At 67.7% G+C, this 13,845-nt stretch carries 11 protein-coding genes; 3 read left to right on the top strand and 8 right to left on the bottom strand.

Features of this window, described 5'->3' with window-relative positions; translation table 11 throughout:
* From WBV89_RS15005 to WBV89_RS14995, 3 genes are all read right to left on the bottom strand, one after another.
* Positions 1-1,381, bottom strand: a 1,381-nt coding sequence (locus WBV89_RS15005; protein ID WP_423982160.1) for a glycosyltransferase, incomplete at its 3' end; no start/stop codon positions are given.
* Positions 1,382-1,446: 65 nt separating this feature from the next.
* On the bottom strand, positions 1,447-2,442 hold the full coding sequence (locus WBV89_RS15000) for a glycosyltransferase family 2 protein (protein ID WP_423982159.1): 996 nt from the start codon (positions 2,440-2,442) through the stop codon (positions 1,447-1,449).
* A 33-nt stretch (positions 2,443-2,475) separates the two neighbouring features.
* Positions 2,476-3,090: a class I SAM-dependent methyltransferase gene (locus tag WBV89_RS14995; protein ID WP_423982158.1), complete on the bottom strand. Its 615-nt coding sequence runs from the start codon at positions 3,088-3,090 to the stop codon at positions 2,476-2,478.
* Between the two features lie 154 nt (positions 3,091-3,244).
* On the opposite strand from WBV89_RS14995, the gene WBV89_RS14990 reads away from it, so the two are divergent.
* Together WBV89_RS14990 and WBV89_RS14985 are read left to right on the top strand one after the other, a co-directional pair.
* Positions 3,245-4,954: a hypothetical protein gene (locus tag WBV89_RS14990; RefSeq protein ID WP_423982157.1), complete on the top strand. Its 1,710-nt coding sequence runs from the start codon at positions 3,245-3,247 to the stop codon at positions 4,952-4,954.
* Positions 4,951-6,126, top strand: coding sequence for a glycosyltransferase (locus tag WBV89_RS14985; protein ID WP_423982156.1), 1,176 nt, complete (start codon positions 4,951-4,953; stop codon positions 6,124-6,126). Before WBV89_RS14990 ends, WBV89_RS14985 begins: the two co-directional genes overlap by 4 nt.
* On the opposite strand, the gene WBV89_RS14980 is transcribed toward WBV89_RS14985, so the two are convergent.
* Both WBV89_RS14980 and WBV89_RS14975 read right to left on the bottom strand, forming a co-directional pair.
* Positions 6,093-7,952, bottom strand: coding sequence for a hypothetical protein (locus WBV89_RS14980; protein ID WP_423982155.1), 1,860 nt, complete (start codon positions 7,950-7,952; stop codon positions 6,093-6,095). The genes WBV89_RS14985 and WBV89_RS14980 overlap by 34 nt on opposite strands.
* Positions 7,953-7,970: 18 nt before the next feature.
* Positions 7,971-8,714 (bottom strand): hypothetical protein, encoded by a 744-nt coding sequence (locus WBV89_RS14975; RefSeq protein WP_423982154.1) that lies wholly within the window; start codon positions 8,712-8,714, stop codon positions 7,971-7,973.
* A gap of 93 nt (positions 8,715-8,807) precedes the next feature.
* Here WBV89_RS14975 and WBV89_RS14970 point away from each other — a divergent pair, with 93 nt between their 5' ends.
* Positions 8,808-10,790: a hypothetical protein gene (locus WBV89_RS14970; RefSeq protein WP_423982153.1), complete on the top strand. Its 1,983-nt coding sequence runs from the start codon at positions 8,808-8,810 to the stop codon at positions 10,788-10,790.
* Here the strand turns inward: WBV89_RS14970 and WBV89_RS14965 are convergent.
* The 3 genes from WBV89_RS14965 to WBV89_RS14955 form a co-directional block, all read right to left on the bottom strand.
* The gene (locus tag WBV89_RS14965; RefSeq protein WP_423982152.1) at positions 10,756-12,588 is read right to left on the bottom strand and encodes a hypothetical protein; all 1,833 of its coding nucleotides are present in this window, start codon (positions 12,586-12,588) and stop codon (positions 10,756-10,758) included. The genes WBV89_RS14970 and WBV89_RS14965 overlap by 35 nt on opposite strands.
* Positions 12,589-12,601: 13 nt before the next feature.
* Positions 12,602-13,348 (bottom strand): polyprenol monophosphomannose synthase, encoded by a 747-nt coding sequence (locus tag WBV89_RS14960; RefSeq protein ID WP_423982151.1) that lies wholly within the window; start codon positions 13,346-13,348, stop codon positions 12,602-12,604.
* 13 nt (positions 13,349-13,361) lie between these two features.
* The coding region (locus tag WBV89_RS14955) for a glycosyltransferase (protein WP_423982150.1) at positions 13,362-13,845 on the bottom strand (484 nt) is incomplete at its 5' end.

Here is a 13,845-nt window from a genome sequence, read left to right as displayed (position 1 = left end):
TCGTCGGCCATGCTCGCGTGACGACGCTGTCGACCGCGCCCGCTGAGTTGCCGACCACACCGTCGACGCCCAGCACGTCGAGCGGGAGCCCTGCGTATCGTTCGGCGGTCGTGACGAGCCCCGTGTGGGCCACCGTGCGCCGAAAGCTGCGGCGCGTGAAGAAGCGCAGGTGCGTCCGATCGAGAATCCCGCGCTGGTCGTAGTCGAACAGACCGGCGGCGGTGCGCGCCCGGGGATACCAGTGCCCGAAGTTCGGCACGCTCGCGAGGATCTGTCCGTCGTTCGCGATCCGACCGGCGAGGTCGACGAGCAGCGCGTCCGGATCGCGGACGTGTTCGATCACATCGGCGGCGATCACGACGTCGTAGCCGTGGCCCACGTCGTCGGGGAGCCCCGCTTCGACGTCTGCCTCGAAGAATGCGTCGGTCCGCTCGTGGACCTCGGGATCGGTCTCGACATCCACGCCGGTCACGTGGTGACCGCGCCGACGGAGTTCGGCAGCGACCCACCCCGGGCCGCAGCCGACGTCGAGGATCCGCAACGGACGCGTGTCGTCGACGAGGTCGAGGACGATTCCGTGGGAGCTGTTCGGCGACGGCTTGTATGCGTACGCCTCCTGCTTCTGGCCCAGTTCGCCACGGCCGAACCCGACCGAACCCAGGCGGTGCCGGACCGTGTCGATCATGATGTCCTTCGCGTACGCGATGCCGTTGACGCGTGAGATCTCGTCGCCGTAGTACGTGGGGATCGGGACCTCGGCGATCCGCTTCTCCGCACCGAGCAGTTGGAGGATGATCTCGGTGTCGAAGTCGAAATCGTCGCTGTTCCCCACGAAATCGAGTTCGTCGAGTGCCGACGTGCGGTAGGCGCGGTAGCCGGAGTGCCATTCGCTGAGTCCGGCGCCGGTGATCGCGTTCTGGGCCGTCGTCAGGATCCGGTTTCCGACGAACTTGTACATCGGCATACCGCCGCGCCGTGCTCCTCCCCGATCGAGCATCCGTGACCCGAACACCGCGTCCGCGTCGCCCTCGACGATCGGTGCGATCAGGTCGGGCATCTTCTCGGGGGCGTACTGACCGTCACCGTGGAGCAGGACCACGACGTCCCATCCGTTGTCGATCGCGTAGCGATATCCGGCCTTCTGGTTGCCGCCGTAGCCGAGGTTCGCGTCGTGGCGGATGATCGTCAGCGGCAGGTCGTCGTCGACATATCGATGAGCGACGTCGAACGTGGCGTCGGTCGAGTGATCGTCCATCACGAGCACCTCGACGAGGGCCTTGCGCAGCTCGGCCGGAATGCGATCGAGCACCCAGTGCAGCGTCGACTCGGCGTTGTATGCAACGACCAGTACGCCGACCTTCATGAATCGTCTCTCATGCACGATGCAGCGACCTTCATGACCCGAACACGCATCGTTCCAATCTACGGTGCGGGAAGCGGGAGCGATCAGATGCCCGTCGGCGGCGTCGGGTCGTCCGGACCGATCCCGCGATCGAATTCGAGTTCCTTGCCGCGCAGCCGGATCTCCTGCAGCACGCGCCGGTTCGCGGCCTGCAGGTCCGCGAGGAACGCGACGCTCCAGATCTGCGCGGCCACGAGGAGCAATCCGATGCCGGTGAGCAGGCTCGGAAGGCGGCTCGTGTAGACGTCGCTGATGAAATACAGCACCAGCCAGCGCAGCAGGAGGGCGACGCCCAGCAGGAACGGAACGAGCCCGATGCCGAAGAAGAAGCGGAACGGCTTGTAGAGCGCGAACGCCCGCACGATCGACTGCCCCGAACGCGACAGGTACTGCGGGATGCTCTTCACCAGTCGGGACTCGCGCGTCTTGGCGTTCACCGCGATCGGAACCGACGCGACCGTGATCCCGTTCCAACCCGCTTGGATGATCGTCTCCATCGTGTACGAGTAGTTGCCGAAGACCTGCACCCTCATCGCGGCCGATCGGCTGTAGGCGCGAAATCCGCTCGCGGCGTCGCGCACCCCGGTTCCCGAGAAGCGGCGCACGACCGAGCTGCCGACTCGCTGCAGCACCTTCTTGGCGCGTGAGAAGTCGTCGATGCTGTCGATCGGACGTTCGCCGACCACCATCTCGGCGGTCCCCGCGACGACCGGCGCGACGAGATCCGGAATCGAGGCTCCGGAGTACTGATTGTCCGCGTCCGTGTTGACCACGATGTCGGCTCCGGCGCGCAGACATGCATCGATCCCGGTCATGAACGCAGCGGCCAGCCCCCGGTTGTGGGTGTGGGACACGACGTGATCGACCCCGAGGCTGCGTGCGACGTCGACCGTCCGGTCCGAGCTCCCGTCGTCGATGATCAACCACTCGACGACATCGACGCCCGGAACCTGACGCGGCAGGTCGGCGATCGTCTGTGGGAGGACGGCTTCCTCGTTGAAGCAGGGGATCTGGATGATCAGCTTGATCGGCCGTGACATGGGTGCTCGATGGTAGCGACGCGGGAGCGGTGGTCAGGCCGTCGGACGAGCCGACAACATCGTCCACGGGAGCGGTGTCGCCACGTCGTCCACGGTGAACTCGCGCGCGACGAACTTCGTGAAGGCGCGACGCCCCCAGTGGTTGACGTGCCCCGGCGTGTTGCCGAGGTCCTTGATGTAGCGCCCACGGGCCATGTTCCCGATCCGCCACACCGGTTCGAGCGGTACTGATGCGATGAGGGAACCCGAGCAGACCCGCGCCACCTCGCGCAGCGCGGTCTCGGGATCGTCGAAGTGTTCGAACACCTCGATCGCCAACACGAGATCGAAGGCGTCGTCGGGGAACGGCAACCGCATCACATCGGCGAACGCCGACCCGATGTCGTCCTCGCGCCAGTGTTCGGCGAGGGCATCGTCGGGAAGGTCGATTCCGATGATCGGAACGGTCGGGAAACGTTCCTTCAGCCGCTGGGTGACGATCCCCTCGCCGATGCCGACCTCGAGCACCCGGGTCGGCGCGATCCCATCGACGAATCGGTCGAGCGTCGTCATGAATCCGCGCATCATCCGCTGCTCGATCGGATTGGTCGTGGCGTACTTGTCGAACGTGTTCCCGGTCGGGACGTCGGGTGTCGGGGCCGAAGACATCCCCCAGTATGAGCGCTGAAACCGCAAGATCGGCAGGACCACTTCATCGATGTGATCTCCGTCCGATCCCCGTGCGATCACCGTGCGATCACCGTGCGATCACCGTGCGATCACCGGTGGGCCGGGGGGACCCGCGAGTAGGGTTGCGCCTCGTATGCCGACCGAGGAGGTGCCTCCCACGCAGGACGGGGGGTGCGACCTTCGCGACCGGCCCGATGCGACCGACGAACCGGTTCGCTCCTCCCCCGATCCAGGCCTCCGACTGATCGAGATCGCTCCGGTCTTCGTCGCGATCGTCCCGTTCGTCGTCGCGGCCATCCGTGCCGCCGCAGGGTCGTGGGTCCCGATCCGCGATGACGCCTACTTCACGGCACGGTCACTGGACGTCGCCACGAGCAACCATCCACTCCTCGGCGCGTGGTCCGCCGGCTCGCTCGACGTCCGCAAGCCCGTGAACAACCTCGGTCCGATGCAACTCGATCTGTTGGCGCCGTTCACCCGGTTCACACCGATGGGCGGCACCGCGATCGGCGTCGCGTGTGTCCACATCGCAGCCATCGTCACGATCGCATGGCTCATCCACCGTCTCGCAGGTCGCCGGTACGTCCTGCCGGCGATGGCCGCCGTCGCGATCCTCGCCTGGTCGCTCGGCTCCGAGATGTTGATCACGCCCCAGCAGCACCAGTTCTTGCTGTTCTCCTACCTCTGTGTGCTCGTCGCGGCATGGGGCGTGACGTGGGGCGACCGGTGGGCGCTCGTGCCCGCCGTCGTGTTCGGGAGCCTCGCGGCGCAGACCCACCTCAGCTATCCGATCCTGCTCGCCGCGCTCGGGGTCCCGATGATCGTCGGCCAGATCCTCGCGGCGCGTCGAGATGGCGGTCGAGATGGCGGTCGCCCCGATCGCTCGTCCGTCACGCCGTTCATCGTCAGCGGAGCGATCGTCGTGGTGCTGTGGATCCAGACCGCGATCGACCAGTTCGCCGTCTCCGGCAACTTCGTCGACGTGCTGACCTCCGGCGGTGAGGCATCGGCGACCCCGTCACGCTCGACGGCCGTCCGCATCGTGGCCGAGGTCCTGGCGGGGCCGGCACGGTTCCTGCGCCCCGGCTACGGCGAGTTCGACCCGGAGCGATCGATCGGGAACAACCTCCAGGTCGCCGTCCTCGTCGTGGTCTTCGTGCTGCTCGTGGTCGGTCTCGGTGTGGCGGCAGCGGGGAGCCATCGTCGCGCCGCCGCCGGGCTGTCGATCGCCGTCGTCACGTTGGCGGCCGGCGTCGTCGACGCGACGATGCTGCCGATCACCGAGGGATTCGGGCTCCTCGCGAGCAACTACCGGTGGCTCTGGGCGATCGGTGCATTCCTGCTCCTCGGGTCGTTCTGCCTGCTGGTGCGAGTCGGCCCGCGACTCTCGCAACGACACGGCGCAGCGGCCGTGTCCGGCTGCCTCGCCGTGATCCTCGTGCTCGCCACCGTGGCCAACCTGTCGCGCTCGGTCCAGGTGCCGAACCCGGAGCTCTACCTGCGCGACCAGGACTCGACGCAGGAACTGCTCCGCCAGTTGCACGATGTGCCGATCGAGGGGCCGGTGGTGATCGACCAGGACTCGATGTACCTCGGCCATCCGTACACCTACCCGATTCTGGCATCGCTCGTCCGGCGCGGGATCGACTACCGCTTCGATTCAGAACTCCAGGCCCGCCGCTTCGGAGACGCGCGGGTCAGCGACGGAACCGAGTCGCAGCGTCTCGTGATGTCGTTCGGTGCCGACGCCGACCTGATCCGTGACGAGTTCGACACCGTCGTCTACGTCCCCGGCTCACCGTCGGTCGCACTGACCCTGGCCACCGGTCCCGAGATCTCATGACGGGGCACAACGCCGACGCGATCCTCGTCGACATCGCGATCCCGGTCTTCAACGAGAAGCGCGTCCTCGCGGAGTCGGTCGCGCGGCTCGTCGATCATCTGGAGACGTCGTTCCCGTTCCGGTGGCGAATCGTGATCGCCGACAACGCGTCCACGGATGGAACCGGCGACATCGCAGCGGGCCTCGCCGCTGCGGACGAGCGCATCTCACACCTCCGCCTGACCGAACAGGGGAAGGGCCGGGCCATCCGCGCTGCCTGGTCGGCATCGGATGCCGATGTCGTCGCGTACACCGACGTCGATCTCTCGACCGGGTTGACCGGTCTGCTGCCACTCGTCGCTCCGCTGATCTCCCGACACTCCGACATCTCGATCGGATCACGGCTCAGTTCGGGTTCGGTCGTGGCTCGCGCCCCCAAGCGGGAACTGATCTCGATGGGCTACAACCTGCTGCTCCGGGTCCTGTTCGCCGTCCGGTTCCGCGATGCCCAGTGCGGTTTCAAGGCCGCACGAACCGACGTCATCCAAATGGTGCTGCCCGCCGTGGTCGACGAGACGTGGTTCTTCGACGCGGAACTGCTCCTGCTCGCCGAACACAACGGATTGCGCATCCATGAGGTTCCGGTCGACTGGATCGACGACCCGGACAGCCGCGTCGATGTTCGCACCACTGCGATGGGCGACCTGCGCGGGATCTGGCGGATGTTCTGGCGCTTCGCCCGCGGGCGGGGCGACATCGAACTGGGCGACCAGCGCCGTGTCCCGCTCGACGAGGACTTCGGACGCCAGACCGTGACGTTCGCGCTGATCGGAAGCGTGGCGACGCTCGTCAGCACGGCGATCTTCCTGCTCCTTCGCGACCCGATCGGAGCCGTGTGGGCGAACATCGTCGGCTTCACCGCGACGGTCGCCGGGAACAGCTGGGCGAACCGACGCTGGACGTTCCGCACCCGTCGTGATTCCGGTCGGTGGCGTCGACGCCTCGCCACCATCGTGATCTTCGCGCTGTCGCTGGTCGCCAGTTCGCTCGCCGTTGCGAGCGTCGACGGCGATCTCTGGCGCGAGGTGCTGGTCCTCGTGACCGTCTGGACAGCGGCGGCCGCGATCCGCTTCCTGTCGCTCCGGACGTTGCTGCGCCGTCAGCAGGCGGCGCCGTCGGCGAAGAGCGCGTAGCTCGACTCGACCCATCGCTGGACATCGGCCGCGTCGTCGGAATCGAGCTGATCCCAGCCGCCGCGCAGGATCGTGTCGCGAGCCTCGGCGCCGCTGATGGCGCTGTCGGCGGCGAGCACCGTGGCGGCACGCTCGACCGTCTCGGCGACCTGCGCCTCCTCCTCGGGCGTCAACGCACTCGAGACACCGATCGGACAGGCGTCGCCGGCGTACGTCAGCGCCTCGGTGCCCTGCAGCTGGAAGACGGTGGTGGTCTCCGTCCCGTCGGCCCGGCGGCTCTCTCCGAGTTGGCGGACCATGATGTCGTCGTCGACGCGGAACTCGATCCCGCGCTCCTGCATCCACATCATCATCGTCGAGCTGTAGGGCTCGAAGATCCGCACGTTGGACACGTCGAAGAGCACCGGCCCGAATCCGTCGAGTTCTGCCAGCGACGGCTCGATCCGGCGCATCGTGGGTATCGATCGGTATTCGAACGTCGGCCCGGACGGCTGGGCGTGGAAGGGGATGTTCAGAACGGTGACGATGGCGATGAGCGCCGCGACGATTCCACCGAGCACCCGATCGAGTTGCCGCCGGGACGGCGCGTCGCGACTCGCCCTCCACAGGTCGATCGCGGACACGACGATGACGAGATGCACGAACGCCGTCAGCGGCCACAGCCATCGGGCGTGGTGCGGCGAGAGACCCACCGCCCCGATGGTCAGTTGTCCGAGTGAGAGCACCGAACCGATCAGCACGACGATGGCGATGACCCCGGCGGCGACGTGGACGACGTCGCCTCGACGCCGCATCGCGATCGTGAGACCGACGAGCAGGCTGATCACGAGTGCGAAACCGACGAGCGCGACCCAGAGTGGCGAGAGGCCGGCGATGTCGAGCGTGCGACCGTCGGGTTCGAGCCGGGTGACCGGAACGGTGGTCGTGTACCCCTGGCGTCCCCACCACGGCGGGAGCGCAGCGACGCTGCCAGCGATCCGGATCGCGTTCGCCGTGCCCAGCGTGACGTCGCCGCCTGAGGAGTTTGCGAGGAGGCGGGAGATGTTTCCCTCACCGGACCCGGCGAGCTGCTCGTAGACCGACGGTGCCCACAGCACCGCCAGCACGCCAGCCGTCAGGGAGATCGGGATCAAGGATGGCCGATCTCCGATCTTCGGCGGGCGCAGCCAGATCCGCGCGCCGATCGTGCCGAGCACGAGGAAGACGAAGATGTACGCGACCGACAGATACGTCTGGAGGAGCAGGCTGACCAGGATTGCGGCCCACGGCAGGAGGGCGTCGTCTCCGATCGCCAGACCGACGGCGACGATCAGCAGTGCGAAGATCACGAGCACCATCGCGTTCGGCTGCCAGATGTCGATGAGCAGTTCGCTTCCCATCGACCACAGCAGCAGCGCGACGACGAGCAGGACCCATCGTTGCAGCTCCCAGCCGCCGATGCGGTGCGAGACGGCGGAGATCCCGACGACGAGGGCGAGGTTCACCGTGCCCACCCCGATCGCCGCGGCTGCGCCCGGCGGGAGCGCGTGTGCGAACGGCGCGATCAGCCAGTCGTACATCGCACCCGGGTTGTTCATGTTCTGTCCGACGCTGAGTGATGCCGAGGTCCACGAACCGAGGAGTGGGTGGTGGTCGGTGAGGACGTCGCGTGTGCGGATGAACAGCAGCGCGTTGTCGCCGATGGGGAACCAGTCCTCGCGCAGGGCGCGCATCACCGCAGTGATGATCGGGATGCAGACGATCGCCGTCAGCCCGCGGCGGATCGCAGCACGTGGCCCGTCGACTCGCGGTTCGTCGACGTGCGCTTCGGCCGTGTCGAGGCTCACCGGTTGCTCACGCGGTGCTCACGGCGCGGCCTCGGCCACGGCGATCACCGACGTCCCCAGGGGCCAGACTCGACGTCCCCGGGCGGTCGTCGAACTGATCAGGTGCCCGATCCGATTCATCGCGGGGCTCATCTCGGGCATGTCGACGGTGTTCGTCGAGGGACGCAGTCGGCGTTTGAGGACGACGGGAAGCATCTCGGGGAACAGGTAGTCGCAGCGGCGCACGGTGTACCCGGCGTCTTCCAGGGTGGCCCGGAGCGTGGAGCGCGAGTAGCGGCGGTAGTGGCCGAGGTCGACGTCGAACGACGAGAATGCCCATTGCATGGCGGGCACGGTGATGACCAGCGCGGCGCCGGGGTCCATCCGTCGCCGCCAGTCGTCGAGTGCACCGACGTCGTCCTCGATGTGTTCGATCACGTCGAGCATCGCGCCGAGCGTGTTCCGGGTGAGGCGGTCGTCGGGGCCGAAGCGGGCCTCGTCGCCGTATCGGTCGCCCAGTGCGGCGTCGAGTGCCGGCGACAGCTCCTGGAACCGGTATCCGAGGTCGGGATGGGTCGTGACGAGGCGGTCGCCGAGCATGCCCGAGCCCGCACCGATGTCGACGATCGTCGTCGCATGTCGCCGCTCGGCCTCCGCCGCGACGAGATCGAAGCGAACCCAGTGCCAGAACGTGTGGGCCGTCGGATCGATCAGGTCGAGTTGCTGGCGCTCGAGGGGTGTCACGGCATCACCGCTCCCGTCACCTGTCGGCTCTGCGTGCACGGCGGCCGAGTGTACCCACGACCGCTACCCTCGCCGATTGTGACGACGAGCGCGAGACCAGTCGACGGTCCGCGGCTGACCACGAACCGGCTGGTGTGGATGATCACGCTGGTGGCCGTCGTCGTGTTCTGGCTCGTCAGTACGTCGTTCCGCCCGTGGGACCTGTTCGATCGGGGCGGCTTCAGCTCCGACTTCTACGACGAGCAGGCGCGGGTGTTCCTCCGTGGACGCCTCGCCGTCGATCCCGCGGTGCCGGGCCCGGAGGGGTTCGTCGTCGATGGAGCGACCTATCTGTACTACGGGCCGTTCCTCGCGGTCGTGCGAATGCCGTTCGCGCTCGTCGGCGCTGCTTTTGGCGACACTTTCGGCGATATCTTCGTCGGCCGGCTGGTGCGGATCTCGATGCTGATCGCGCTCGTCGTGGTGTGTCGGTGGTCGGCGCGCCTGGCACGGGCGGGACGGCATGCCGTGCGCAGCGTCGAGAGCTCGCCCGACGCCGGCCGCTGGGCGATCGGAATCTTCACCGCGGCCGTCGCGTTCTCACCGGTGCTGTTCGCCGCCGGCTGGATCAGCGTGTACAACGAAACCGAGTTGTGGGCGGTCGCGCTCGCGATCGTGACGATCACGCTCATCGTCGAGTGGGCGGCCGGTGGCTTCACACAGCGTCGCCTGGTCGTCCTCGCGTCGCTGGCCGCTCTCGCGACCACGTTGACGCGTGCACCCATCGGGTTCGGCGTGGCGCTGGCCATCGGCGTGTGCGGGGTCGTTCTGCTCCTCCGTACCCGGAGGTGGGATCCGGTGGCGGCGATCGCCGTTGCGGGCGGGCTGATCCCCGTCGTGGCGCACGCGGTGGTCAACGTCGCCAAGTTCGGCACGCTCCTCTCGGTTCCCGGCGACAAACAGTTGCTGTCGATCCAGAGCCCGGTGCGTGCCGCCTTCTTCGAGTCGACCGGTGGGAGCTTCTTCGCCGTCGACTTCCTCCCCACGACGCTGGTCCAGTATCTGCGCCCCGACGCGATCCGCTTCGAACGTCTCGTCCCGTTCGTTCGTTTCGGCCCGCTCGCCGAGAACCGGGGAGGGATCGACGTCGAGACGATCACCCCCGCAGCGTCGCTGCCGTCGAGCGCCCTGCTGCTCGTCGTGCTGGCGATCGCAGGTGCGATCTGGATCGCTCGCCACCGGTCACTGACCTGGGGGCTCGTCGTCGTGGCGACGACCCTGGCGACGCTTCCGACGTTCATGATCGGCTTCGTCGCGAACCGGTATCTGATCGACCTGATCCCACCGCTCGTCACGGCGGGTGCGATCGGGGTCTCGTGGCTCGGTGCGCTCACCCACGAGCCTGTTGTCGGACGCCCGGTCGCGCGCCGCGTCGTACGGATCGGTCTGGGGGTGCTCGCCGTGTTCGGACTCTGGGTCAACGCGTCGCTGGCCATCTGGAACCTCGAGCTCAAGTCACCGGGGTTCACCGAGCTGCGCTACGACATCGACCGCGCGGTGTTCGATTCCGATCCGCCGAACGTGAGCACGATCGCCGCCGGCGATGGGGCCGGCCGCGACGGGGTGATCGGCGTGCTCGACGACTGTTCGGGGATCTATGTCGCCGAACAGGGCAGCTGGGTGGCGCTCGAGCGATCGCCCGGCGTGCGCGCGATCTCGGGTGAGATCGACGGCGACGTGGAGCAGGTGCTCGCATCAACCGACCTCTGGTCGTTGACGTACCGGCCAACCGGCCAGGACGGTTCCGGGGACGGCATCGTCGGCGAGGTGACGTTCGAGCGGAGTGACGGCCTCGATGGCTTCGTGCGTGAGATTCCAGCCGGATCCATGACGGGATCCACGAATCACTACGAGGTGATCGCCGACCCGGTCTCCGACCTCTTCTTCGCGAACGTCGGGGGAACGGGGACGTTCCTGCCGGCCGACGTGCTCACCGCCGGTGGTCCGGTCCTCGATCCGGAGATTGACCCGGAGATTGATCCGGATGGCATCGACGCGGGAACCGCTGCGGCCATCGCTGCCACTCCGCTGTGCAGCGAAATCACCCGCCGAGACTCGCCCCCGGCGGACCGATGAAGACGGCGGCCTCCTGGCCGAGCTGGATCATCCGTGCGGTGACGTCCCGGGTCGCGTCGCTCAGTCGCTGATCGGTGTCCACACTGAACAGGTTGGTGTCGACGAGCGGGATCAGTTCGCCGAACCCGGAAGCGTCGAGGTCGTCGATCAACTCGAGCCGCAGCTCGTCGTACTCGGCGAGTTCGTCGGCGTCGCGAGGGTCGAACGACGCGACCTCGACGAACCGGTCGTCGTCACGCCAGTCCTCGATGTAGTCACCGGTGACGAGGACGATCGCCTGATCGGCCACTCCGTCGGGCACGGTCCTCGAGTCGGTCATCGGCACCCGCCAGTACTCCGATGAGCCCGCGTCGATCCCGGCACGGCGGAGTTCGCTGACCAGGCCGAACGCCTGACTCCCGAAGATGTGGGCATCCTTCCATTCGACGAGATACGTCTGATCGGGGTCGAGCGATGCGACGGTCGGCTCGACCAGTTCACCGAGTGTCTCGCCGAACGCCTCCTCCGGATGGTCGGTGCCGGGGGCGAGGACGAGCATGCTGGCGGTGGCGATGAGTGCGATCGATGCGCACGCGACGGTGATCCGCGGTGTCGAGATCGGTTCGGCCAGGTCCGGCCGCCGGGTCCGGAACCACGCAACGGCGGTCCATGCCACCGCCACGATCACGAGCGTCGAGGTGATCCAGGCCCACAACGTCAGGTAGTACCAGCGCTGCCCGAAGATCCGTGACATCGACATCGTGGTCAGCACCAGCGTCACGGCGATCACGGTGTGCAGCGCCGTCAGGGAACGGTGGCGGAGGCGCACGGCCACGACTGCGGCGATGCCCCAGGCGACCAACATCGCGAGGCCGGCCCAGATCGGTCCGTCGGGATCGAATCCGGACTCGAGGAATCGTTCCTGGCCGGTGAACAATCGCAGCTGCGTCCCCACCACGTCGAGGTGGCGCAACATCAGGCGGACGCCCGCCGCGAAACCGATCGGATCCTCGTCGGGCGATCCGAAATGATCGATCAGTCGCTTGAGGTTGCCCGGATCGCGTCGGATCTGATCGACGATCGGGGCCGACCAGAGGATGACGAAGGCGACGATCGTCGCGAGCACGATCCGTGGGGGTCCAGCGCCCGTCGCGTCGGACCGGGCCCGCCACCATCGGACCAGGACCACGGCAACCGCCAGCAGTCCCAGGCCACCGGCCATCAGGAGGTAGGGGATGTGGGTCTGGGCGGCGAACGAGGCCGCAGCGACGAGCGGCAGCAGCATCAGGTCGTCGCCGGCGAGAACGGCCCACACCGCCAGCAAGACGACGAGCCATGCGATCAGCGGCATGTACGGGTTCCACGGTTGCGTGAGCACCGACAACCCGAATCCCCGGATCACGACAGCGAGGATCATCGCCACCAGCGCGATACCGGGTCGTCCGAGTCGGCGCTGTCCGATCCACAGTGCGATCCCGATCCAGACGAGTGCGATCGACACGGTCGCGACTTCCATCGCCCAGGCGGAACTCCCGAACAGTCGGTATCCGGGCGCGAGCAGCCAGAAACTCAGCGGGCCGGGATGGCTCCCCTGTTCGGGCAACACCCCGATCCGCCCGGGCAATCCGATCAGCGGGGTCTGGCGGGTCCCGACGTCGCTGACCCGGAACTCGGTCATCGCGAGGTCGAGGACCGGATACCAGCGACGTTGCGCGAGCGCGATCACGGCGACGATGAGCGGCAGCGCGACGACAGCCGTCGTCAGCAGGATGACGGTTCGGTCGGACAGACCGCCGAGCAGCCCGCGGAGACGTCTCATCATCGAACCCGTGTCAACGACGCCGGAGGCGGCGGAGACGACGGAGGCGGTCGGAGATCCCCCACCGGGTGACGAGCAGCATCGACTCGACGATGATCCGCCCCGACATCTTCGACTTACCGAGCGTGCGGTCACGGAAGATGATCGGCGACTCGACGATCGATGCTCCGTTCGCGGCCAGGCGGCGGACCAGTTCGGTCATGAACGCGTACCCCTCCGCGCTGGTGGACGTCGGGTCGATCGCACGCAGCGCCGTCGAGCGGTAGGCGCGATAGCCACCGGTGCAGTCCCGGGCGGGCACGCCGAGGATCGTTCGGGTGTAGGCGTTGCCCCACTTCGAGAGGAGCTGGCGGCGCACGGGCCAATCGGTCGTCCCACCACCGGTGACGTAGCGCGACCCGATGACGAGGTCGGCTCCGTCGTTGATCAGGGCGAGGAACTCGGGGATCCGGGCGGGATCGTGCGACAGATCGGCGTCCATCGTCACGACGACGTCGTAGGCGCTCGCTCGGGTCTCGTCGAGGACGTGGCTGAACCCGTCGCGGTAGGCGCTCCCGAGTCCACGCTTTCCGGGTCGGGAGAGCAACGAGATCCTGCCGAGTTCATCCTCGAGCTCGCCGGCGATGTTTCCGGTCCCATCCGGGCTGTCGTCGTCGACGACCAGGATGTCGGTGTCCGGGGCGGCCTTGCGAACCGCGCGCAGGAACCGCTCGATGTTCTCTGCTTCGTTGTACGTCGGAAGCACGACCACGCTACGCATGCGGGTCCGGAGCCTAGTGGTGACCGCCGTCATGACGGCGGTGACCGAGCGCGTCTCGACGGAGAACCGAGAGCACGCCTGCGGCGGTCGCATCCCACGTCATCGCTCGGACACGATCGTGAGCGGCCGTGCCGAGTCGTTCCCGCAGGTCCGTGTCGAGCAACACCCGGGCGATCGCCGCTCCGAGACGGTCGGGGGGAGCGAGCAGTCCGGTCTCGCCGTCGACCACCGAACTGCGGTGCCCGCGGATGTCGGTCGCGACCGCGGGGGTCCCGCATCCGGCGGCCTCCGTGAGGCTCAGCCCCCATCCTTCGGCGAGCGAGGCGCTGGCCACGATCCAGGACCGGCGGTAGATCGCCACGAGCTCGGAGTGTTCCACGCGTCCGGCGAATGTGATCCAATCCTGGGCTCCCAACTCGGCCGCCTGCACCTCCATTGCGGCGCGCTCCGGGCCCGAACCGACGATCGTCAGAGTCGTGCCCGGCACGGCCGCACGC

The organism is Ilumatobacter sp. (genome assembly GCF_049588435.1).
GTDB lineage: Bacteria > Actinomycetota > Acidimicrobiia > Acidimicrobiales > Ilumatobacteraceae > Ilumatobacter_A.
The sequence above is the reverse complement of the archived record's forward strand: the minus strand, read 5'-3'. Positions and strand labels throughout refer to the sequence as shown.

What these genes read in the sequence shown, in the direction of transcription:
- WBV89_RS15000 (WP_423982159.1), bottom strand. Translation starts at nt 2,442, where the DNA reads ATGTCACGGCCGATCAAGCTGATCATCCAGATCCCCTGCTTCAACGAG.
- WBV89_RS14985 (WP_423982156.1), top strand. Translation starts at nt 4,951, where the DNA reads ATGACGGGGCACAACGCCGACGCGATCCTCGTCGACATCGCGATCCCG.
- WBV89_RS14990 (WP_423982157.1), top strand. Translation starts at nt 3,245, where the DNA reads ATGCCGACCGAGGAGGTGCCTCCCACGCAGGACGGGGGGTGCGACCTT.
- WBV89_RS14960 (WP_423982151.1), bottom strand. Translation starts at nt 13,348, where the DNA reads ATGCGTAGCGTGGTCGTGCTTCCGACGTACAACGAAGCAGAGAACATC.
- WBV89_RS14965 (WP_423982152.1), bottom strand. Translation starts at nt 12,588, where the DNA reads ATGAGACGTCTCCGCGGGCTGCTCGGCGGTCTGTCCGACCGAACCGTC.
- WBV89_RS14995 (WP_423982158.1), bottom strand. Translation starts at nt 3,090, where the DNA reads ATGTCTTCGGCCCCGACACCCGACGTCCCGACCGGGAACACGTTCGAC.